At 55.5% G+C, this 21,662-nt stretch carries 17 protein-coding genes; 10 read left to right on the top strand and 7 right to left on the bottom strand.

Annotated features, from left to right (window positions below; translation table 11 throughout):
- Positions 1-18: 18 nt before the first annotated feature.
- Both NYE74_RS05345 and NYE74_RS05340 read right to left on the bottom strand, forming a co-directional pair.
- Positions 19-2,370: a glycoside hydrolase family 65 protein gene (locus NYE74_RS05345; RefSeq protein WP_316561241.1), complete on the bottom strand. Its 2,352-nt coding sequence runs from the start codon at positions 2,368-2,370 to the stop codon at positions 19-21.
- A 143-nt stretch (positions 2,371-2,513) separates the two neighbouring features.
- Complete coding sequence (locus tag NYE74_RS05340) at positions 2,514-3,524, bottom strand: LacI family DNA-binding transcriptional regulator (protein ID WP_036618872.1); 1,011 nt, start codon at positions 3,522-3,524, stop codon at positions 2,514-2,516.
- Positions 3,525-3,766: 242 nt separating this feature from the next.
- On the opposite strand from NYE74_RS05340, the gene NYE74_RS05335 reads away from it, so the two are divergent.
- From NYE74_RS05335 to NYE74_RS05325, 3 genes are all read left to right on the top strand, one after another.
- Positions 3,767-4,336: a DUF421 domain-containing protein gene (locus NYE74_RS05335; RefSeq protein WP_316561235.1), complete on the top strand. Its 570-nt coding sequence runs from the start codon at positions 3,767-3,769 to the stop codon at positions 4,334-4,336.
- Positions 4,337-4,400: 64 nt separating this feature from the next.
- Positions 4,401-4,880 (top strand): DsrE/DsrF/DrsH-like family protein, encoded by a 480-nt coding sequence (locus NYE74_RS05330; RefSeq protein WP_036618869.1) that lies wholly within the window; start codon positions 4,401-4,403, stop codon positions 4,878-4,880.
- A 133-nt stretch (positions 4,881-5,013) separates the two neighbouring features.
- Positions 5,014-6,552 (top strand): aminotransferase class V-fold PLP-dependent enzyme, encoded by a 1,539-nt coding sequence (locus NYE74_RS05325; RefSeq protein ID WP_316561234.1) that lies wholly within the window; start codon positions 5,014-5,016, stop codon positions 6,550-6,552.
- A 193-nt stretch (positions 6,553-6,745) separates the two neighbouring features.
- On the opposite strand, the gene NYE74_RS05320 is transcribed toward NYE74_RS05325, so the two are convergent.
- Entirely contained in the window at positions 6,746-7,645 is a 900-nt protein-coding gene (locus NYE74_RS05320; RefSeq protein WP_036618863.1) for a DMT family transporter, read from the bottom strand.
- Between the two features lie 692 nt (positions 7,646-8,337).
- On the opposite strand from NYE74_RS05320, the gene NYE74_RS05315 reads away from it, so the two are divergent.
- Complete coding sequence (locus NYE74_RS05315) at positions 8,338-9,384, top strand: hypothetical protein (RefSeq protein WP_036618860.1); 1,047 nt, start codon at positions 8,338-8,340, stop codon at positions 9,382-9,384.
- A gap of 89 nt (positions 9,385-9,473) precedes the next feature.
- On the opposite strand, the gene aguB is transcribed toward NYE74_RS05315, so the two are convergent.
- Together aguB and NYE74_RS05305 are read right to left on the bottom strand one after the other, a co-directional pair.
- Positions 9,474-10,352: an N-carbamoylputrescine amidase gene (aguB, locus tag NYE74_RS05310; protein ID WP_036618857.1), complete on the bottom strand. Its 879-nt coding sequence runs from the start codon at positions 10,350-10,352 to the stop codon at positions 9,474-9,476.
- Between the two features lie 25 nt (positions 10,353-10,377).
- Positions 10,378-11,427: an agmatine deiminase family protein gene (locus NYE74_RS05305; RefSeq protein WP_036627327.1), complete on the bottom strand. Its 1,050-nt coding sequence runs from the start codon at positions 11,425-11,427 to the stop codon at positions 10,378-10,380.
- A 307-nt stretch (positions 11,428-11,734) separates the two neighbouring features.
- Between NYE74_RS05305 and NYE74_RS05300 the strand changes: the two genes are divergently transcribed.
- The gene (locus tag NYE74_RS05300) at positions 11,735-12,811 is read left to right on the top strand and encodes a bifunctional transcriptional activator/DNA repair enzyme AdaA (protein ID WP_036618853.1); all 1,077 of its coding nucleotides are present in this window, start codon (positions 11,735-11,737) and stop codon (positions 12,809-12,811) included.
- Positions 12,812-13,517: 706 nt separating this feature from the next.
- Here the strand turns inward: NYE74_RS05300 and NYE74_RS05295 are convergent.
- Positions 13,518-14,714, bottom strand: a complete 1,197-nt coding sequence (locus tag NYE74_RS05295) for an IS4 family transposase (RefSeq protein ID WP_115311341.1) — start codon at positions 14,712-14,714, stop codon at positions 13,518-13,520.
- Between the two features lie 563 nt (positions 14,715-15,277).
- Between NYE74_RS05295 and NYE74_RS05290 the strand changes: the two genes are divergently transcribed.
- The 4 genes from NYE74_RS05290 (at position 15,278) to NYE74_RS05275 (ending at position 20,100) form a co-directional block, all read left to right on the top strand.
- Positions 15,278-15,847: a hypothetical protein gene (locus NYE74_RS05290; protein ID WP_306436801.1), complete on the top strand. Its 570-nt coding sequence runs from the start codon at positions 15,278-15,280 to the stop codon at positions 15,845-15,847.
- Positions 15,848-16,370: 523 nt separating this feature from the next.
- Positions 16,371-17,657, top strand: a complete 1,287-nt coding sequence (serS, locus tag NYE74_RS05285) for a serine--tRNA ligase (protein WP_036618847.1) — start codon at positions 16,371-16,373, stop codon at positions 17,655-17,657.
- Positions 17,658-17,727: 70 nt separating this feature from the next.
- The gene (locus NYE74_RS05280) at positions 17,728-18,780 is read left to right on the top strand and encodes a C40 family peptidase (protein ID WP_036618844.1); all 1,053 of its coding nucleotides are present in this window, start codon (positions 17,728-17,730) and stop codon (positions 18,778-18,780) included.
- 570 nt (positions 18,781-19,350) lie between these two features.
- Positions 19,351-20,100, top strand: coding sequence for a guanylate kinase (locus tag NYE74_RS05275; RefSeq protein ID WP_227872802.1), 750 nt, complete (start codon positions 19,351-19,353; stop codon positions 20,098-20,100).
- 21 nt (positions 20,101-20,121) lie between these two features.
- Here the strand turns inward: NYE74_RS05275 and NYE74_RS05270 are convergent, their stop codons facing one another.
- Positions 20,122-20,817: an ArsR/SmtB family transcription factor gene (locus tag NYE74_RS05270; protein ID WP_124332361.1), complete on the bottom strand. Its 696-nt coding sequence runs from the start codon at positions 20,815-20,817 to the stop codon at positions 20,122-20,124.
- A 142-nt stretch (positions 20,818-20,959) separates the two neighbouring features.
- Between NYE74_RS05270 and NYE74_RS05265 the strand changes: the two genes are divergently transcribed.
- Positions 20,960-21,595 (top strand): flavin reductase family protein, encoded by a 636-nt coding sequence (locus tag NYE74_RS05265; RefSeq protein WP_036618838.1) that lies wholly within the window; start codon positions 20,960-20,962, stop codon positions 21,593-21,595.
- The last annotated feature ends 67 nt before the right edge of the window (positions 21,596-21,662 follow it).

Raw genomic sequence — 21,662 nt, 5'->3', positions numbered from 1 at the left:
TACCGGAGCTACGGTCCGTTAAGATTGCTTGATCAACTCGTAATTGTAATGCAGTTCACCGTTAAACTGTACGCGTTGTCCATGTATGATTAGCGCGACCTCCGCGTTCGCGTCCTCCGCTTGAATATGGAGGCGCTGGCGGTCCAGCGTAAACCGCAGGCGCTCGCCCCGCCAATACAGCGGGAAAGATAGTGTCTCCCACGCCTCCGGCAGTCTGGGGTTCACATGCAGCTCTCCGCCCAGCATCCGCACACCGGCAAAGCCCATAACTACGGACTCCCAAATTCCGCCCAGCGAGGCCGAGTGAATGCCCGCGTCGGACGAATGCATATAAGGGCCGAGATCGATTTCGGCGGCCCGCCGGAACAGCCGGTAAGCCAGGCTGCGATCCCCGAGATCGTTGGCCAGAATGCAATGCGTCGACAAGGACAACGAGGAATCGTGCAGCGTTTTTTCTTCGTAGTAATCGTAGTTGGCTTTTTTCACCTCCGGGGAAAACCGGTTTTCCAACAGGAAAAACAGCATCATGATGTCCGCCTGTTTGGATACCTGCATTTCTCCCACCTGGTCGAGATTGTAATCGTCGAAAATACCGCCGACCCTCTCTTGCTGTTTGTATGGGGTGAGGTCGATAATCTGTTTCTGCAAATACGTATCATCCTGCGGGATGATCCCCGCTTCGTTCGGCTTAGGCAAATAAATGCGCGGAGCCTTGGCCGCCCAATCGGACACGGCCTGCTCCAGGCCAAGCTTCGCGTTCAGCTCGGCGAACAGCTCCTCGTCTTCTTCCAGCAGCACGTTATAGTATTCCATGGCCAGCTCCAGATTAAAGTGGGCCATATAGTTGGTGAACGCGTTGTTGTCGACATGTTCTTTGTATTCGTCGGGCCCGACAACTCCGTTGATTTCGTAGCGGCCCCGGTCCTCGTTCCATTCCAGCCGGCTGGCCCAGAATTTGGCCGTATCGAAGATGATCTCGTACCCGCAGCGGCGCATGAAATCCCGGTCTCCGGTCGCCTGGTAATAATGCCAGACCGCGTACGCAATGTCGGAGGTAATGTGCTGCTCGATAAACCCGGACCAGATTTTGGTCTGCTCGCCGGTAACCACGTCCACCGCTCCCCAAACGGGAGTCACTTCGCCGTCGCTCGGCCAGGCCGCTTCCCAAGGATACATCGCCCCTTCGTAACCGTTGTCGCGCGCCTTGGCCCGCGCTCCTTCCAGCCCCAGGTAACGGTATTCCAGCAGCGAACGGGCAACCTCCGGATTCGAATAAATGTAGAACGGCAAAATAAAAATTTCCGTATCCCAGAAGGAGTGGCCTTTGTAGCCTTCCCCACTTAAGCCTTTGGCGCCGATCCCCATGCGGCGGTCATGGGCGGGCGTCATGACGACCAGATGGTAGACCGCGAAGCGGACGGCCAGCTGATCGAAATCATGGGCCGATTGAATCGACAGGTCATACCGGTTCCAGACATCGGCCCAGGCTTCCCGGTGCCGGCGGAACAGCTCATCGTATCCGGCGCGGTGCATCTCCTTCAGTTCGTGCAGCGCCGTCTCGCGGAGCGCGTCCAGCGTCGCGCCTTCGGCGAACTCGCGGTCGCGGCTGGTGTAAACGGCGGCCAGCTTTTCAAACACGAGCGCGTCCCCTTCCGCTAGGTCAAGCGAATAGGTGACGGCTACCTTGCGGCGGTCGATGTCCATTTTCGGGGCGATATCGGCCTGGCTGCCGTTAACCTCCAAGCGGTGGGCCGCCCCAAGCACAAAGTCGATTTTCGACTCCGTTGTCGTCTGAATGAGCTCCAAATACGTTTTGTCGTAAATCCGCTTCTCGCCTTCATGAAAATGCTGGCTGCCGCTGTTGCCGGCCTGGCCGTCGATGCCCGAGTTGATCGAGAGGCGAGCGCCTCCTTGCAGCAAACGGATTTCCACCTGCATACCGATCTGATGCAGATGGGCCAACGAGACGAACCGCCGGAACGTGAAGGCGATTTTTTGGCCCCGGTGCTCCCATACGAAGCTGCGAACCAGCTCCGCATCCCGCAGATTGAGCCTGCGTTCATACTCGGTCACCGTTCCGAGCTGCAGCGACAAGCGTGTGCCGTCGATCCGGATGTCGAGTTTGGTCAAGTCGGCCGCATTCGGCAATTCGCTCACTTCGAACTCATCGAACTTGTTGAACGTGCCGTTGACGAACAAATTTCTTTTTTCCCCGATGTAGGGTTCTTCCGTCGCCGAACGCAGCCCCATGTAGCCGTTCCCAAGCGACATTACGGCCTCGCACTTGCCGAGGGCCAGCGGATCAAATTCGGTCTCGGAGAACGTCCAGTTTCGCAGTTCTTCCGTACTTGCCGGATTGTAGTTTAGCATTGCATTCATCCACTCCATATCACTTTCTTTTTTTCTGAAAGCGCAATCGAAATCGTTTTCGAAACGATGAAAAAATTCGAAAACGATTTCGATTGCAGCAAAATAAAAAAGACATTACTTATTCGAAAACGTTTTCGACTCCATTATTGCACCTTAATCGTCTCTCTGTCAACAATTTCGAACGGAAGAATTTTATGATAGCCGGCCGTTTGCTTTTCCAGCATGTTAACCACCTGTTCAAAGGCGGAATAACCGATCTTGGTAAAGTCCTGTTTGACGGTCGATAATCTGGGCGTCGTATAGCTGGACAGTACGATATCGTCAAATCCCATGATCGAGAGTTGATCAGGAATGGCTATGCCCAGTTCCCGGCAGCGGGTCATAAATCCGATCGCCATCAAATCGCTGACCGCAAAAACGGCGGTGATTCCGGGATTGTCCCGCAGATAGCCGTCCGCGGCTTCATAGGCTTCCTCCTCGTTAAAATTTGCGTCGATCACGCGTTCGGGACGATACGGCAAACCCGCTTCTTCCAAAGCTTGGCGGTACCCCTCGAGACGATCCACGCTAACCGCGGCAAAAGGATGCCCGTTAATCAGGCCGATCTCCCGATGGCCTTTGCCGATTAAGTATTTTACGGCCTCCCTGGCGGCGCTGAGGTTGTCCGTGGCCACGGATCCCGAATGCGGGCCGACGATATTCGCATCGACGACAACGCTTGGCAGTTCGCTGTTCACCAATTCTTCGAAATAAGGGTCGCTGGTGCGCAGGCCGGAAATGACCACCCCGGCGATTTTGTTTTCCTGGCAAAACTGCCAGTAGGATTTGTCCTGCTGCTCGGACAAACTCCGCGTATAGATGACGACTTCATACTGGTAATGCTGGGCGGCCGCATAAACCCCGCTCATAATCTGGAACATTACGCCGTCTTTGCCGTTGGCCTGCTCAAAGTTGGAAATGATCAGCGCGATCGTTTTCGTCACTTTGTGCTTCAAATTTTTGGCCAGCATATTCGGGAAATAGTTCAATTCCTGCGCGGCCTTCATCACCTTTTGCCTTGTCGACTCGCTGACGTCGGAATAACCGTTCAACGTCTTGGACACCGCCGAAATCGACACATTGGCCCGCTTGGCCACATCTTTGATCGATACCATCTTTTCACCACAACATTTCTATTAAGAGGTAGGTCAAAAAGCCGACTTTTTGAACCCGCACTATAAGGTTCAAGTTCTATTGTATAGAATGCCGGCAAAATAGCAACCGATTGGTTAACCGCTTACCTCGATTTGTTTATGTTCGGCCGAGCTGACGAGGGACGGGTTGCTTTCTGTATAAAATTAAGCAAAAAAATCCAACTTAACCATGAATTCTTGGATTGGATAAGGAGGAACTGCTGATGAACTGGTCTTGGGTATGGGAATCTTCGGTCCTCGTCCTGGCCGGGATCACACTGCTGCGGATTGCCGGCAGAAAGTCGATCGCCCAATCGACCGCCGCAACCACCGTAATCATCATTTCGATCGGGACGATGGTCGTGCAACCGGTAGCCTTCGATCCGCTGTGGAAAGCACTCGCTTCCGCGTCGGTATTTATCTTCTGGCTGATTGTCGTCGAATACTTGCAGTTGAAATGGAACTGGTTCGAAGGCTTGCTCAGCGGCCGTTCCATCACCATGATCGAAAACGGACAAGTGGTGCCGAACAACATGCGCAAGCTGCGCATAAGCGGGACCAGTTGGAGGTTTAGGTTAAGGCAGATCGGCGTATCCAACATCGCCGACGTAAAAACGGCCACTCTGGAACCCAACGGGCAGATCGGATACGAACTGACGGAGTCTGCCCGCCCCGTTACCGTCGGCGATCTGGAGCGTATTTTCGGGCTCAAACCAGGCATGTCCCTGGACCAATCCATCATCCCACCTCAGTCAATCCCAATAAAGGAATTCCCATGTATGGCCAATTCATGAATTCGGCATAACCGGCCGCTACCAACAACATACTAGAGTCATCTTGTGATGGAGGCTGGAAACGATGGGACAAAAAAGAATGAACCTGCTGATGTTCAGCGGTGAATACGACAAAGCGATGGCCGGACTGATCCTGGCGAATGCCGCGCGGGATATCGAGGTGGAGGTGACGATGTTCTTCGCCTTCTGGGGGCTGTTTCTCGTGCGCGATCCCGACAAAATGACCCTCGAGGACAAAACGCTGTACGAAAAACTGATGACCTGGATGACGCCCAAAGGTCCGGAGGAACTGCCGTTGTCCAGGATGAATTTCAGCGGGCTCGGCAAACGGATGCTGACGGAGATGATCGAAGACAACGAGGCGCCGAAGCTGATTCATTTTTTGAAAGGCGCGCGAAAAAAGAACATCAAATTCTACGGCTGCAAGCTCTCCGTGGAAATTATGGGCCTCAAACCGGAGGAGTTCATTCCCGAACTGGAGATCATCGATGCTCAGACCTATCTGCGCGATGCGCTGGAATCCGATATCCAGTTGTTTATCTAAAGGCATGAAGCAAGGCGGATAACTTATCCAAATTATTACAATTTCCCGACAATTCTAACTTCCGCTTAACCCCTTTGGGCGAATGTACGTAACCTAAACCGATCTTAAAAGAAGCCTAAAGGGGAGACACGGCATGCTGCAGGCCAAAATCGGTACCGCCGCGCACGAACACGGGTTGAACGGGCGGCGCAACATCGCGGAGGAAAATGAGTTCCATTTTTATCGGGAAAATACGATCGGTTATCGCCAGAGCTTTATTTCTCCGTACGGAAGGCAAAGGCTGCTCTACGCCGATTGGGCGGCCAGCGGCCGTCTATACCGGCCGATCGAAGCGAAACTGGCCGGGGAGTTGGGCCCGTTCGCGGGAAATCCGCATACGCATTCCAATCTGACCGGCACGGCGATGACCGCCGCTTACGAGGAGGCGAAGCGCATCATCAAGCGCCACGTCAACGCCGGACCGGACGATATGCTCCTGCTTGCCGGGACCGGGATGACCGGCGCGGTGAACAAGCTGCAGCGTTTGCTGGGACTGAAAATGCCGCGGCGCTGGCGGGCGGCGGCCTTGTCCACGATGGCCGAGCGGGACCGCCCGGTCATCTTCGTCACGCATATGGAGCACCACTCCAACCATATTTCCTGGGGGGAAACGATCGGCGAAGTGGTCTGCATTCCCCCAGGGGCCGACGGGCGCGTTAACCCGGAGCACCTGGAGCGGCTGCTCCACCGGTACCGCGAGCGGAAGGTCAAGGTGGGGGCGTTTACCGCTTGCTCCAATGTGACGGGCTTTGAAACGCCCTATCACCGACTGTCGCGGATCATGCACGAGCACGGCGGAATCAGCGTGGTCGATTTCTCCGCCAGCGCTCCTTATGTACGCATCGATATGCATCCGCCGGGAGCCCCGGAGGACCGGCTCGACGCCGTTCTGTTCTCCCCCCACAAATTGCTCGGCGGCCCGGGCACAAGCGGCGTACTGGTCATGAATGCGAAGCTGGGCGCCGAGCCGGTCCCCGATCATCCCGGGGGCGGTACGGTCTCCTGGACCAATCCTTGGGGAGAGTACCAGTATTGGCCCGACCCCGAAACGCGGGAGGACGGCGGCACGCCGGGAGTGATGCAGGCGGTGCGCGCGGCGTTATGCCTGAAGCTAAAGGAGCGGATGGGGACCGAACGCATGCTGCGCCGCGAGCGGGAGCTGACGGAGGTGCTGCTGCGGCAGCTCGAATCCGTTCCGGGGCTGCACATTCTCGGCGGACCCGGCCGGAACCGGCTTGGGATCGTGTCCTTTGTCACGGAATCCGTTCACTACAACCTGATGGTGAAGCTGCTGAACGACCGCTTCGGCATTCAGGTCCGGGGCGGCTGCTCCTGCGCGGGGACGTACGGCCATTATTTGCTGGGCATAGACCGCGCTTCGTCCCGGCAAATCGCCGGCCTGATCGCCGCCGGCGATTTATCGCGGAAGCCCGGTTGGGTCCGCGTGTCCCTTCATCCGATAATGACGCACCGGGAAGCCGCATTTATCGGCGCCGCGGTCCGGGCGGTCACGGAGAATATCAAGGAGTGGAAACAAGACTACATCTATGAACCGCGAACGAACGAATGGCGGCATGTTCGCGAACAGCGGCCGGCGTTTGGCGAGGAATGGTTCGAATTCTCCAGAGGATAGGCATATTCCGCCGGAAAGCGCATAACGTATGGCGATGCCAGTGATCCTGAGAGAAGGAGTGAGTCGGATGGAGTCCGGATACCTACCTATCTCCCGCCGGGCAGCGCCATTATCAGCACCGCCTCGCGGATCGCCTATGAAGGCGATAAGCCCGCGGGCAGGCGGCCTGGAGGCCGGGCAGGCGGCCAATCGGTCAGGCCGCCTTTGACATGCGGGTTGACCGCGCCCCTTTTTTGTTGGCGAGGTAGACACCGCCGAGAATAAACACAAGCCCGGCCAAGAGACGCCAGCCGACCGCCTCGTGCAGCAGCGCGAAGCCCCAGATAATCGCGCTGGCGGGCACAAGATAAGTGACCGTCGTGGCGAACTGCGCGCTGCCTTTTTGCACCATGAAATAGAAAAGAATATAAGCCAAGCCCGAGCCGAATACGCCCAGACCGATGACCGCGCCCAGCGTGGCGGGCGAAGCCAGCGGCGCCAGAGAAACGCCCTCGGTCGCCGCGGCCATGACGCCGCTGCCGAGCATGGCGCACAGCAGTGTGCCGAACGTCACCTGATACATCGACAATCCTTCGGAGAGCTTCTTGGACAAGTGCGAGCCGATCGCATAACATAGGGTGGCCGCCAGCATGCAGGCGAAGCCGAGCCCGTCGACCGAAACGATCGAAGTAGGACTTACGCCGAGCAGGACGATGATTCCGATGAAGGCGATGCCCATCCCCAGCCACTGCCTCCGGCCCGCGGCGGCGCGGAAGAACAACACCCCTACGGCCAGCGTCCACAGCGGCGTCGTGGCATTTAACACCGAGGCCATGCCGCTCGTCAGCCGCGTTTCGCTGAAGCCGATGAACGCCCAGGGAATCGCGGTATTCACCAGCGCCATGACGGCCATCGGCGGCCAGGGAATGCTGCGGAAGCCAAACGGCTTGCGCAGGATCAGCATCACCGCGGAGATCGTTGCCAGCCCGAAGGCCGACCGCAGGAAGGCGATCGCCCATGGGCCGTAGTCCGGCAGCAAAATTTTGATGAAGAAAAAGGAACCTCCCCATATCAGGCTTAATAGAATCAATGCAAAATAAAGCGGACGCGCCACTCCCAATCCCTTCTTTCTTTCAGCGTTTGCGCTAAAGTATTTTTATCTATAGTAAGTTGAGCTGCATGTTCTAACGGTTGCCACAACCGCTATTTGTTCAAAAAACGCTGATTTAAAATTGTAACGGTTGCCATGGCGCTTATTTTGCTTAAACCCGGCTAATTTAACTTAGATTCAGGCAAATAACGGCGATGGCAACCGTTAGAATTAAGAAAAGGTCCATTTTCGTAAAATAGCAGCTGCTGCAACCGTTAGATTTCCGGCGGGCGATAGAATCGGCTCGAAAACTTGAGTTTTGGCGGGAAATCCAGAAAACATCAGGGCTGCAAGTTGTCTTGTGCAAGAGTTAACGCAAACGCTAGTGCTCAGGCGGAAACTAAGGACCAGAAATGGCGTTAATTCGGCGAGATCACCCACTTCAAGAGTAATAGAGGGAAATTATGTCGTTATTTTCTCAAACTGCAGGGAAATGGCGCTTTTCACCCTGTTTATTGGAAAATAAGAACATAAAAGTCCCCTAATGGGAATGGACATGCTCACCTCCGGAAAATAAGGACATAAAAGTCATTTATTTAGAGGGGCTCGGGCAGACTGAGTTTTCTTACCGCGGTGTACCGATTGTGATTGTAGCACGGATTCGCTTCGACTATGATCGAAATATCGATGTTGCATAAAAATGGAGGAAGATGCTCATGAATGTAGGGTCCGCACGAACGGCAGCCGCCAGATGGGTGGCGGAGCATGCAGCCCGGAAAGCGGATTTTCTGGGAGCCTATTTTAGCGGTTCAACGGTTGGTCTGCCGGATGACGCGCCCATGTCCCCAAGTTCCGACATCGATGTTATCGTTGTGACCGCTCAAACCGAACCACCGCTCAAGCCGGGAAAATTTCTCTTCGAGAAAGCGCTCCTGGAGGTAACATACCTGCCCTGGAGCCAACTGGCCTCCGCCGAAAATGCCTTGACGGATTATCATCTCGCCGCAAGCTTCCGGACGGATACGATCATCGCTGATCCGGCGGGACGATTGCGTAAGCTGCAGACGGAAGTGGCCCCCCGTGTCGCCGAACGGCCATGGGTACGCCGCCGCTGCGAAAACGCCCGGGAACGCATAGAGCGTGGACTTCGCGGCATCGACCCTTCCGCACCATGGCACGACCAGGTGACCGCGTGGCTGTTTCCGACCGGGATCATGACCCATGTCCTGCTTACGGCCGCGCTGCGCAATCCTACCGTACGGCTGCGTTATCTCGCCGCCCGGCAGGCGCTGGCCGACTACGGGCTCAGCGCCAGATACCCCGAGCTGCTGCGGCTGCTCGGCTGCACTCAGCTCGGGCCGCAGCAGGCGGAATCCCATCTGGACGCGCTGGCCCGGACTTTCGACGCGGCCGCTGCGCATGCCCGTACGCCGTTCTTCTTCAGCAGCGACATCACCGCCGCGGCGCGCCCGGCCGCGATCGACGGCAGCCGCGAGCTGATCCGGGGCGGCCGCCATCAGGAGGCGGTGTTCTGGATCGTCGCTACCTTTGCCCGCTGCCTCAAAATTTTGGCCGCCGACGCTCCGGCCCTGCACAAAAAATCGCTCCCCGGCTTCAACGAAATGCTTGCCGACCTCGGCATATATAGCTCCGCCGACCTTCTCGCCCGCGCCGGGGAGGGGCTGCGCTATCTGCCCCGGCTAATGCAGACGGCGGAAGCGATCATGGACGCCAACCCCGAGATTAAGACCGGGCAAGGATGAACCTGCCTTGCGCCGCATGCTGCTGTCAAAAGCCCCCAATCACGGCTTCGGGCGAAATTGGGGGCTTGATTTTCTATGAAATTACGTGCTTAGTCAATACGCAGCTCGCCGTCATAGGAAGTGATGATTTTGTACAAATCCGGCCGGCGGTCGCGGAAAATTCCCCACTCGATGCGCTGGGTCTCCAACTGATCAAGGTCGAACTCCGCCACCAGCACGGTCTCCTCGGTGCGGTTCGCTTCGGCGATTTTGTTGCCCTGAGGTCCGGCGATAAAGGACGAGCCGTAAAACGTGATGCTGGAATCCTCATCCGTTTCCACGCCAACGCGGTTGGAAGCGACGACCGGCACCAGGTTCGCGGCGGCATGCCCGAGCATGCACATCTGCCAGTGATCCTTGGAATCGATCGAGCCGTCCTGCGGCTCGGAGCCGATCGCAGTCGGGTAGAACAATAGCTCGGCCCCCATCAGCGCCATGCAGCGGGCGGCTTCCGGGTACCATTGATCCCAGCACACGCCGACGCCGATTTTGGCATAACGCGTCTTCCACACTTTAAAGCCGGTATCGCCCGGGTTAAAATAAAACTTCTCCTCATATCCCGGCCCGTCCGGGATATGGCTTTTCCGGTAGCGTCCGAGCACCTCGCCGTCGGCGTCGATCACGGCCAGCGAGTTGTAGCGGGCGTTGTTCTTTTTTTCGTAGAAGCTGATCGGAAGCACCACTTTCAGCTCCTTGGCCACCTGGCGAAAATGCCGGATCGCCGCGTTCTCCTCCAGTTCTGTTGCATGGACGTAATAGTCCGATTTTTCTTTTTGGCAAAAATAAGGCGTCTCGAACAGCTCCTGCAGCAAAATAATCTGCGCTCCCTGCCGGGCGGCTTCCCGGACCAGCTTATCCGCCTTAGCGATGTTTTCTTCTTTATTTGTGGAGCAGCTCATTTGCGTGGCCGCCACCTTTACATTTCTCATCAGGGGTCCTCCTTTATTATTGATTTTAGACGCGTACCCGTCCCGCCGGCATTTGCTGGGTCGTGCAGTGCACATTGCCGCCCTCGCGGATGATCGCCATGCCGTCCACCGTGCTGATTTTGCGGTCCGGAAAGGCCTCGCTTAAGATTCGCTCCGCCTGCCGGTCGGTTTCCGCCGCGGCGCCGCCAAACACTGGCAAAATGATGCCGCCGTTGACGAAATAAAAATTCAGATAGCTCAGCGTCAAGCGGCTGTCTTCATACATGGTGCGCGGCGGCTGCGGAATTTGGATGATCTCCGGCTTGCGTCCCTTAGCATCCACCGCGGCGTTCAGGATCGCCAGGTTTTCCTGGGTGATCTCATAATTTTCATCTTCCGGGTCCGTGCATACCTGCAAAATTACCTTGCCCGGCGCGGCAAAGCAAGCCACGTTGTCGACATGGCCATCCGTCTCGTCGCCGCTTAAGCCCCGCTTCAGCCAAATGATTCGATCGACGTTGGCGAAATTTTTCACCGCCGTTTCGATCTCTTCCCGGCTCATCTGCGGGTTCCGGTTCGCGTTCAGCAGGCACTCCTCCGTCGTCAGCAGCGTGCCTTCGCCGTCCGTATGGATGGAGCCGCCTTCCAGCACGAGCGGCGCGTCAAACCGCTTCACGCCCAGCGCTTCGAGAATTTGCGGCGCGACCGCGTCATCCAAATCCCATGGCGCATATTTGCCGCCCCAGGCGTTAAACCGCCAGTTGACCCCGGCCAACTCGCCTTCGCCATTCACGAGAAAGGTCGGGCCGTTGTCGCGAAGCCATGCGTCATTGTGCGCGATCGGCAGGCATTCGATCGGGTGGCGGTGATTGCCGCCGCTGAAGATTTCCTGCACCCTCTGCAAATCGTCCGGATTGACGACTACCGTCACCGGTTCGAATTCGGCGATCGCCGCGATGAATTCGGCATAACCCCGGCAGACCGCGTCGTGCTGCCCGGGATAACACATCGACGCCTGCACCGGCCAGGAAATAAACGTGCGCTCATGCGGCGCCCATTCGGCCGGCATTTTATAGTTCAAGTCTCTAGGATACATCATTTCCCTCACACCCTATATTTAAAATCATTAGATCATGAATTCCTGGTTCACCATGATATCATATAACAAAACATACCCGCCCACAATGGAAGTGTTGACCGCCTGCGGGACAGGCCGGAGCGAAAAAAATCGCTGCCCGATTTTCGGCGGCGGCGCGGGCCGGTGAGCGGTATAATTTATGCGATATGACGTATTGGGATAGGACAGGACATTTTGAACAGTAAGCATCTATACAGAAAGCATCTATAACAGGCAACATCAAGACGGTAAGTACGGACACAATCCAATTTCAGGGAGGCCGCGCATGATCCCCACGGAACGCAAAGAGGAATTTTATAAAGCTTTGTTGGAGAAAAACACAGAATACGAAGGTTTATTCTACGTCGGCGTGAAAACGACCGGCGTCTTCTGCCGGCCCACTTGCCCGGCGCGGAAACCGAAGCTGGAGAATTGCGAATTTTTCGAGACCGCCAAAGAAGCGCTGCTCGCTTCTTTTCGGCCATGCCAGCGCTGCCGTCCGCTGTCTCCCCCAGGCGAGGCGTCCGATCTCGTCCGGCGGCTGGTGGCAGCGGTGGAGCAGCATCCCGAGAAGCGTTGGAGGGACGAGGATTTCCGGCAGCTTTCCGTCGATGCGTCGACGGCTCGCCGCCAATTCAAGAAGCGCTTCGGCATGACCTTCGTCGAATATGCCCGGGCCCGCCGCATGGGCCTGGCGATGAAGCATATTCGCTCCGGCCAGCCCGTGATCGATGCCCAGCTTTCCACAGGCTACGAATCGAGCAGCGGGTTCCGCGACGCGTTTTCCCGGATTATGGGCGCGCCGCCGACCCGGCTGGATGAGGGCCGGATTTTACGGGCGGCCTGGCTCGATACGCCGCTGGGGCCGATGATCGCCATCGCCGACGAAGCGGCCTTGTATCTGCTGGAGTTCGTGGACCGCCGCGGGCTGGAACGCGAGGTGGAGCGGCTTCGCCAGCGGACCAAGGCGGCGGTCATCCCCGGCGTCACCGCGCCGATCCGCTCGATTGAGAAAGAGCTGGCGCTTTATTTTGACGGCGGGTTAAGCGAATTCAAGACCCCGTTGTTTTTGCTGGGGTCGCCTTTTCAGCGGCAGGTGTGGGCGCAGCTGCAGCAAATCCCGCCCGGGGAAACCCGCTCGTACGCCGAGCTGGCCGCTGCCGTGGGGAATCCGGCGGGTTACCGCGCCGTGGCCCAGGCCAACGGAGCCAATCAGCTCGCCATCGTCATTCCCTGCCACCGCGTCATCAACTCGAATGGCGAGTTGGGCGGCTACGGCGGCGGCCTGTCGCGCAAAAGCTGGCTGCTGAACCATGAGAAACGCAGCGGCAGTGTGAAGGCGGTCACGAATTATACCAGTTGAGCAGGTGGAGCTGATTAAGCGGATTGAGTAAATAGAGCTGGTGGAGTTTGTGGAGTTGCGGAGGTAGGGGAGGTAGTGTGAGGTAGTGGCAGAAGTAGCGGGAGTAGCAGAAGTAGCTGGAGTGGCAGGAGTGGCAGGAGTGAGCTAGCGGAGGTAGTGGGACAAGTTGGGTACGTTGGGCAAGGGGAGCGAGTTTAACTAGTTGACCTGGTGAGAGAGTTTAACTAGTTGAGCGAGTCAAGTTAGTTGGGTAGGTGGAGCGAGTAGAACTATTTGATCGTATGGAGTGAGTGGAGCAAGTTAAGCAAATTAGAGCTAGTTGGAAAAGCGCTGCCCGTCTCGAAGAAGTCATAAGGGCATAAAATGTCGTTATTCTGGAGATATCCGTCCCTCCGAGGGAAATAGCGGCATTTTATGTTGCTATTTTCCCCGGTCACAAGGAAACGGCCCCGTTCTGGAGCGTTTACAGGAAAATAAGTACATAAAATGCCTCTAATGGGGATAAACGTGCTAGGTTTCGGATAATAAGTGCATAAAGTGCACTAGCGTTGCAAGAACACTAACATCAATTTTCAGCAAAACCCACATTTGGATTATTGAAACTATAAATGGATTTTTTTACAGTCATTTTTTAAGCTTAAGACCAAAAAGTCAAGGTTACCTAATGCGTAGGTCGCGATGTCCCATTAAATGTATATAATGGATATTATTCCTTGAACTTGCTTGGCTTAATTATCCCAACCATTGTGCGCACCGATAACGCTTTGGGACCTGACCCCGGACGTCTCCCCGGACTACTTCGACTGGGTTTCCGATCCAGTTCGGTTCGAAAGGATCGCCATGAACGGTACAAATACTCGCGGAGAATCCGGAGCACTTGCCAGTTTGTTTTTGCCGTTTGGGTGCTGTGCCGGATGTGCTCCACGAGCAAGGCAGTAATTAAAGCCAAGAATAATTGGTTCCAAATAGCCTGTGGTTTATGACTGTGCAGCTTCTTCAATCGCAAATGTTGCTTCAGCCATTTAAAATACAACTCGATGAGCCAGCGATTTTTGTAGATCTGCGCGATTTCTTCAGCGGTCTTATCCCATACCGATGTAAAAATACGATAAGTCCGTTCCTGCTCGTCATAAAACTCCACCAAACGAACGGAATGTTCCATGGATCGGAAGGAACTGCCCACGCAAACCTTGGCGTCCCGCGTGATGTTCGAGCCTTCCGGAACAGGATACTCCTCAATGACGGTGGCAAGCGCGCGATCTCGCATACGGATCACAAACTGGATGTTGTCCTGGACCCATTGATCCATCCGGGCATAATCATCATAACCGCGATCCATCACATAAATCGCATCCGAGGGGACGACCAGTTCAACGGCCCCCGCACGATCCCCTACATTGAGCGAACTGGGGATCATGGCATCAGGAAATAGCTTGTCGGGAGCTGTAACAACGAGGCGCAGATGCATCTTGACGCCGCTACTCTTATTTGACATCTTGGCCCAACTTCCAAGTTGAAGCGGCAGTCGAATGCTGGAAGAATCAATGATGTGCAATTTCCCGCTCTGGCCCTGGTGGCAAGCACGTTGCTGTGTTTGTGATGCCAGATGCTGAAACATCCACTCCAACAGCTCCGTTGGGATCTGATCGAGTTTTCGGGATAATTGCGAGCCGCTGATACTCTCCAACTGTAGAAGCTGCTGAAGTTTCGGCTCAGCACGAAGTGCAATTTCCATTTCACCGTAAGATGACCATTGTTTCAACTGAGCATTGATGAAGAGCATGATCGCTTTCATCGTGGTAAGTTTCTTGGTGTAATGGTCGAAGAGTAAACGTTGATGCACATCGATGGGCAGTAAGGAAATCAGTTGACGAATGACCGTTTTAGCTTTAACGTTATCCATGGATGGTCTCCTTTTGTAGAGAGTTATGGACAACGTACCTACCTCTTTACAATAGGAGATTTTTTATGCTTTTTCCATGAAAAATGATCATAATTACCCATATTTAACTAATATTTGATTATTCGCGTTAGGTTTTATGCAACGCTAGTGCATAAAGTGCCGCTATTTAAAGGTCTAAAGCCAGCCGACGATCGGTCTTTCCAGTAACCGGCTGTCATCACCGTTTTTTAGCCCCAAGTCCCATTTTTGCCGTTATTTCTCCTAATGTCCTTTCCACTAACGGCCTCCCTTCCACTGCATCTTTTGGCCGCTTCCTTCCATTGCTTCCTTGCTCTGCTTCTTACGCTTCTACCTTCCGCTTTTTCTTGCGCTGCTTCTTGCGCTGCTTCCTTCCGCCCCATCCCGTGCGGTTAACCGCGGGCAGTTTCGCTGCCTGTAAGGACAGTTTCTCTCTCATGCCCTATTAGCCTAAGGGGCAATTGCCCCTTACCGATTCACGGCTCGGGCCATAGGTTAGTTTAAAAGGAGATGTTCAATTGTCTCATCAAGACAGTAAACTGACGATCATCCTGGAAAAAGGCAAGCAGCGGTTGATTGCCCAAACTCCTCTGCTGGGCGTGCACCGGATTGTATTCGTGGTAAACCGCCAGTTTACGAACGCGCCAAACACGACGCAAATCGCTAGCGGTGCGGGGCGCAGCAGCGCCGCCGGCAGCAATGCGGCGATCAATTCACCGCATACGCGGCAGCAGCAAAGCGTGGGTGCCGGAGGAAAAGCGAAGAACAAAGAGCTGAAGGGAGAGCCGGTGAGCTGGTTTCATCCCGGTTATGCCTCATTCGGAAAGCACGCGAAAGGGAGAAAAGGCCGCCACGGCAAAGAAGTGGTGATCGTCATCAATGATCAGATTGCGAAGCTGCCACGGGGGCAGAGAACCTCAGCGGCCACGCAGGTCGCGAGCGGAGCTGGAGCTTACAGCACGGGCGGCACCAACTCGGCGATCGGAAGCGCAGGCACTCGGCAGCAGCACGCTGTCGGCGGAGGCACCGGGAGCAAGGCGATAAACGAACGGATTCGCCGGGGAAAGAACGGCAAGCTCGGGGAGAGTCCGAAAAGCCGCCTGAAGAAACGCTAAGTGAGATCACGCCGGAGCGGCTTAAATAATGGCAAGCCGGATTAAAGCAACGGCGGGGATAGTCAAAACCAGGAGAGGTGTTTGTACCCGACGACCCGCCTGGATCGAAACGATCTGCCTAGACTGAAACGACCTCCTAAACCGAAACGACCTGCCTAGACCGAACCCGCCATGAAGTCCTCGGCGCCAAAAGGAGCGAATCCGGTTGGCATATTTTTTTTCATTAAATCCCCTCCTCCCCCTTGAATAAATAACGTCATCTACGCTATACTGTGAAAAATATATCGGAATCATGCCTATGAAGAGCATCCAACTCGGAGGCGTTTTCGTCAAGGGGAAGCCGGCAAAAGACGGCTCCTTCTCCCTAAGTTAACCGGATCCGCCCGTTACCGCGGAAGCAAGTGGATTGAACGGCATCACACCGTTCGGTCAATTTGGGTGGCACCGCGAGAATACAAGCGCTCCTCGTCCCAATCGGACGAGAGCGCTTTTTGTATTTTTATAACCAAAGGAGCGGATAGCCATGTTAGACATCAAGTGGATTCGGGAGCATCAGGAACAGGTTCAATTAATCGCGGAGCAAAAGGGGATTGATCTTGCGATCCCCGAGCTGCTCCGCCGGGATGATCAGCGCAGGGCGCTGCTGCTGGAGGTCGAGCGTTTGCGGCAGGAACGGAACCGATTGACCCAGCGTATTCAAGGGTTTATTCGTGAGCGTGCGGTGGAGGAGGCCGAATCGTGCAAAGGGGAGGTCAAAACGCTGAACCGCCGGCTCACCGGTCTGGAGCATGAACTCCAGGAAGCGGAGCGGGAATATCGGGACCTCATGCTGCTCGTGCCTAACCGGATTTCGCCGGACACGCCCATAGGCCGGTCGGACCGGGACAATGTGGAAGTAAGGCGAGCCGGCGAGCCCCCGGCGTTTGGCTTTGAACCGCGGGACCACGTGGCGCTCGGCGAGCTGCACCGTCTCATCGACATTCCCCGCGGCGTCAAAACGGCCGGAAGCCGCAATTACTACCTCACCGGCATTGGCGTTTTGCTCCACCGGGCGGTGCAGCAGTTGGCCGTCGACCTGCTGGTTGCCAAAGGGTTTGCACTGTTCGAGGTCCCGTTAATGGTTCGGCCCGCGGCGATGCTAAACACCGGTTTTTTCCCGCTTGGCCAGGATCAGACCTACCGGATCGCCGATGAAGACCGCTATCTAGTCGGTACGTCGGAAGTGCCGCTTGTCTCGTATTTCGAGGATGAAATCGTTGATGTCGCCCGCCCGCTCAAGCTGGCCGCGGCGTCACCGTGCTTCCGGAATGAGGTGGGCTCGGCCGGCAAAGACGTGCACGGCTTGTACCGGGTCCGCCAGTTTGCGAAGGTGGAGCAAGTCATCCTCTGCCAAAACGATCCGGGGGTGTCGGAACAGCTTTTTCAGGAAATTACAGAAAACGCCGAGGAGCTCTTGCAACTGCTGGAACTCCCTTACCGGGTAATGGCCGTCTGCAGCGGCGACATGTCGCAAAAAACGTACAAACAATACGATATCGAAACGTGGATGCCGAGCCGGGCGGCGTACGGGGAAACCCATTCGTCGTCGCAGCTTCTCGATTTTCAGGCCCGCCGGTCGAACATCCGGTTCAAGGATCACAGCGGCAAACTGCAGTACTGCTACACATTGAACAACACGGCGGTGGCCTCGCCCCGCATTCTGATCCCGCTGCTGGAAAACCACCAGGAAGAAGACGGATGCATCCGGATTCCGCAGGCGCTGCGCAAGTACATGAACGGATTGGAAAGGATCGCACCACCATATAGGTAATATTTACTATAAAACTAATCCGCACCGGCACCGTTTAAATATATAAGACTATCCAGAAATAGGTGATCTTATGACGAAACGAAAACGCACGATAACGTGTATGCTGGCGGCCTCCTTGGTATTGTCCGCCTCGGCGGAGGCTGCCGCCGCCGGTACGGCCCAGCAGGGGCAAGCCGGTGCGGACAGCCGCATTGCCATAGAACTGGACGGGAAGCCGCTTGTGCCTGAAGTCCCGCCGGTCTTGGTCAACGGAACCGTGCTCGTCCCCATCCGCGACGTATTTGAACCTTTAGGCGCAAAGCCGGCATGGGATGGGGAGAACAAAACAGTAACGGCGGCCAAAGACGGCACGACCCTTGTTTACCGGATCGGCGAGCGGGAAGCGCAGCTGAACGGTCACACGCTGGCGCTCGCGGTTCCCGGACAAATCGCGGACGGTCACACGCTGGTTCCGCTCCGCTTCGTGAGCGAAGCGCTGGGCAGCGAGGTGGAATGGGACGGAGCCGGACGGACAGTGCGGATCGCTTCGGCTTTCGATTACGATACGACGATTAAGCAGAGTGTTTACCTTCGCAGCAAGCCTGACGCGGAAGGCAACGCCGTTAAACTGCTGCCCGCCGGCAGCAAGATTCACGTAGCCCGTGAGGTCGGCGCCTTCTGGCTGGAAGCGCGCACTCCGGACGCACTTAGCGGATATGTGTCCGCCAAGCCGAAATACACCGATTACACCAGCGACGCGTTAGCGGAAAAACAAGCGGACAAGCTGATCGCTTACGGCAAAACCTTCGAGGGAACGCCTTACGAATTCGGAGCTTCGCCGGATCAAACGAATACGTTCGATTGCTCTTCTTTTGTCAAGCACGTATTTGAGAGCGTGCTGTCGATTGAGTTGCCGCGCGTCTCTTATGACCAAGCCAAAGAAGGCAAAGAGGTCGGCGAAAACGAACTGCGCAAGGGCGATTTACTCTTTTTCAGCTCACGCGGGCTGGACATCGGCCATGTCGGCATTTACGCCGGGAACAATAAAATCCTTCACACCTATTCCAATGAGAAGGGCGTACATATCGGGGAGTTTGACGGCCAATGGAGAAAACGGTTCGTAACCGCGCGCCGGGTGTTTTAGAGAGGCGGCGCCGGGCAGGCGAATCCTGAGACGCAAAAGACCCGTGGAAGTGTTTTTCAAGCCTCCTCCGCGGGTCTTTTTTAGATTATTTAATTGGGCCAACACCAAGCCAAATTGGGTCAAGGCCTGCAGCCGGGTTTGCCTGTTTTTCACGGGAAGAAGGGCGACCCGATGGGATCAACTGCAAAAGTGCATTCTATTTCCCGCAAATCACCATTTTAGAGCGATTGAAATGCAAAAGTGCATCTCTTTTTAGGCTATCCGATAAAAAAAGTAGCTTATGACCGGAAGTGAACTGCACTTTTGCATCTGAACCACCTGTTTCGGGGAAATTTGGCGAAAACCGCCTGCACTTTTGCATTTCGCCACCCTTCCCCCGCTTCCTCAGCGGAGCTGAGCAATTTCATAATCACGGGAAAAACTATCGCTAAACGAGGTCTGTCTTCCTTGAGCGCGTCGATGACCGAATCGCATGCCAGCACTACAATTTCACCTGCAAACGTAACGAATTTACCAAAATCTGCCGAAATATATGATATAGAGAAAATTTTGCCGCAAGGAGGTGAATCCGTGCGCCGCAGGGCGAAAGTCCGGTCCTCGCCGCGCGCACGGAGAGCGATGTGGAAATGGCTGAAATCGTCAAAAACGTCTCCCGTTCCCCCCGAATCAATCGGCAAGCCTGAAGCAACGGGCATAACCGCCGAAACCTCTAAGGCCGGCGAGGCTAGCAAGGCCGGTGAGGCTAACGAAGCTGGCGAGTTTGGCGGTGCCGCGAAGCAACAGGTCATTGTCATCACGGGAACAAGCGGCTCGGGACGCAAAGAAATTGCCATGCGATTGAGCTCCGAACTGGGTATTCCTTATGTGCTTCCTTATACGACACGCGCGCCTCGACCGGGCGAACGGGACGGAGAGCATTATCATTTCATCTCCGACGCGGAATTCCGGGCGCTTCAGGACAAGGACGAGCTGTGCGAGGCCGTTCGCCTCGAACGGGGCGGCTACGGCATCGCAAAGCTTGAGCTGGAGCAGGCGCTGCAGCAGCGCCAGGCCGCAATCGTCGTCGTAAACCACGAAGGCGTCCGGACATTCCGGAAGTTATACGGCGATGACGCTATCCGGATTTTTCTGTATGTCACCAAGGAAGATATCCGGCTTCGCCTGGAGCGGGAAGGAACTCCTCCCGAGGTGCTCGAAGAGTATTTGCGGAATTACTCCGACCAGGTGATTTACAAGCGGGAAAGCGATTTTTTGCTGCAAAATATCGAAACGGCCGCAACGCTGGAAAAAATCAAATTATTTCTGCAGGGGCGAATATAGGAACTAAGCAGGCGGAGGCTGTTAATCCTCTACCTCCAGCGCGAAAGTTTCTTTCAACCCGGCTTTGCCTTGCGGCGTAATTTTGACCGCTCTCGTATTCGGCAGACGCTGCACCCAATTCAGCTCCAGCAGCCTGTCCAGCAGGGCGTGGCCCAGCGCTCCGGCCAAATGATGACGCCGTTCGCTCCAATCCAGGCATTTGTGGGAAAATGAGCGGCGTTTTCTTTTTACCCGGTTCAGATCGATTTGAAAATTTTCAAAAAAAGCTTCCCCATTTTTCGTTACTTCAAATCCGTTCTCGCCTTCCAGCAATATCCCCTCCCGGACCAGGCTTTGGGTTAAGCTCACCCCCAGGTTTCCGGCCAAATGATCATAACAGGTGCGGGCCTTGCGCAGCGTTTGTTCTTCCGCCGATTGCCTAAGCGATTTGATCTTCACCGGCGGCGCGATGGACAATAGCGATTCCATCACCTGCGCGACCTCCGGATTCCGGATGCCGTAATACCGGTGCCTGCCCTGTTTTTCGACGGCAATCAACCCGGCATCAACCATTTTGGCCAAATGAAAACTTGCCGTTTGCGGCTGGATGCCCGCCATCCGGGCCAACTCCCCGGCCGCGTGGAATCTTCCGTCCATCAGGGCGTTAAGTATGGCCGAACGGGAGGCGTCGCTGACCATCGAGGCGATAAGCGCCACATTGGTGTTTACGATTGCCATATAAGTTGCTTCCTCCTTGTCGTGGATTTTCGTATGACGGCTTTATTTTGCTATGCAATCCATACTTCGATCATAGTGGAAATGTCCTTATTATACAATTGGGAAAGCAGTTCGAAGAAAGTTTACTAAAGGAGGAGCTAAGATGAAGCATTACACGGACAATACGGAAGCAGGGCCGGCTGAAACCAAGGTAATCCGGCCTAAAATTTTATATTACGGAACCCCGGTGATTTTGCTGAATACGTTAAACGAGGACGGCACCGTCAATATCAGTCCGATCTCTTCCTCGTGGGCGCTCGGGGATATCATCGTGCTGGGCATCGGGCTGAACGGAAAAGCGGCGGAAAATTTGGACAGGCACCGCGAATGTGTCATCAATCTTCCCAGCCCGTCCATGTGGGAGAACGTGGAGCGCTTGGCCCCGACAACCGGCAAGAATCCGGTGCCGGAAGCCAAGCTGGATATGGGCTTTAACTTCGAAAAAGACAAGTTTGCGGCCAGCGGCTTAACGCCGGCGGTATCGCATCAAGTAAAACCCGCGCGCATTCGCGAATGTCCCTTGCAGATCGAAGCCGAGGTGTTGTCCCTGCGCGTCCCGGAACATTCTCCAGATTTCGCCATCGTCGAAACCCGGGCAGTGAGGGTTCACGCCCACCGCAGCATCCTCCTGGACGAAAACCGCATCGACCCGAGCAAATGGAGCCCGCTCATCTACAATTTCCGCCACTATTTCGGCTTGGGGGAGCGGCTGGGGAAGACGTTCCGGGCGGAGAGCTGAGAAGATTAAGGGGATTCGGAATTCATCATTCCGAGAACCCCGGTTCAGAATCGCCCAACGCTTCTCT

The sequence above is a fragment of the Paenibacillus sp. FSL P4-0127 genome (assembly GCF_038007325.1).
GTDB classification, from domain to species: Bacteria; Bacillota; Bacilli; order Paenibacillales; family Paenibacillaceae; genus Fontibacillus; species Fontibacillus macerans.
This window is presented reverse-complemented; position numbering and strand designations above follow the sequence as displayed.

Bases quoted from the DNA above. Each gene is read 5' to 3' on its own strand.
- NYE74_RS05345 (WP_316561241.1), bottom strand. From the start codon at position 2,370: ATGCTAAACTACAATCCGGCAAGTACGGAAGAACTGCGAAACTGGACG.
- NYE74_RS05340 (WP_036618872.1), bottom strand. From the start codon at position 3,524: ATGGTATCGATCAAAGATGTGGCCAAGCGGGCCAATGTGTCGATTTCG.
- NYE74_RS05335 (WP_316561235.1), top strand. From the start codon at position 3,767: ATGAACTGGTCTTGGGTATGGGAATCTTCGGTCCTCGTCCTGGCCGGG.
- NYE74_RS05330 (WP_036618869.1), top strand. From the start codon at position 4,401: ATGGGACAAAAAAGAATGAACCTGCTGATGTTCAGCGGTGAATACGAC.
- NYE74_RS05325 (WP_316561234.1), top strand. From the start codon at position 5,014: ATGCTGCAGGCCAAAATCGGTACCGCCGCGCACGAACACGGGTTGAAC.
- NYE74_RS05315 (WP_036618860.1), top strand. From the start codon at position 8,338: ATGAATGTAGGGTCCGCACGAACGGCAGCCGCCAGATGGGTGGCGGAG.
- aguB (WP_036618857.1), bottom strand. From the start codon at position 10,352: ATGAGAAATGTAAAGGTGGCGGCCACGCAAATGAGCTGCTCCACAAAT.
- NYE74_RS05305 (WP_036627327.1), bottom strand. From the start codon at position 11,427: ATGTATCCTAGAGACTTGAACTATAAAATGCCGGCCGAATGGGCGCCG.
- NYE74_RS05300 (WP_036618853.1), top strand. From the start codon at position 11,735: ATGATCCCCACGGAACGCAAAGAGGAATTTTATAAAGCTTTGTTGGAG.
- NYE74_RS05295 (WP_115311341.1), bottom strand. From the start codon at position 14,714: ATGGATAACGTTAAAGCTAAAACGGTCATTCGTCAACTGATTTCCTTA.
- serS (WP_036618847.1), top strand. From the start codon at position 16,371: ATGTTAGACATCAAGTGGATTCGGGAGCATCAGGAACAGGTTCAATTA.
- NYE74_RS05280 (WP_036618844.1), top strand. From the start codon at position 17,728: ATGACGAAACGAAAACGCACGATAACGTGTATGCTGGCGGCCTCCTTG.
- NYE74_RS05270 (WP_124332361.1), bottom strand. From the start codon at position 20,817: ATGGCAATCGTAAACACCAATGTGGCGCTTATCGCCTCGATGGTCAGC.
- NYE74_RS05265 (WP_036618838.1), top strand. From the start codon at position 20,960: ATGAAGCATTACACGGACAATACGGAAGCAGGGCCGGCTGAAACCAAG.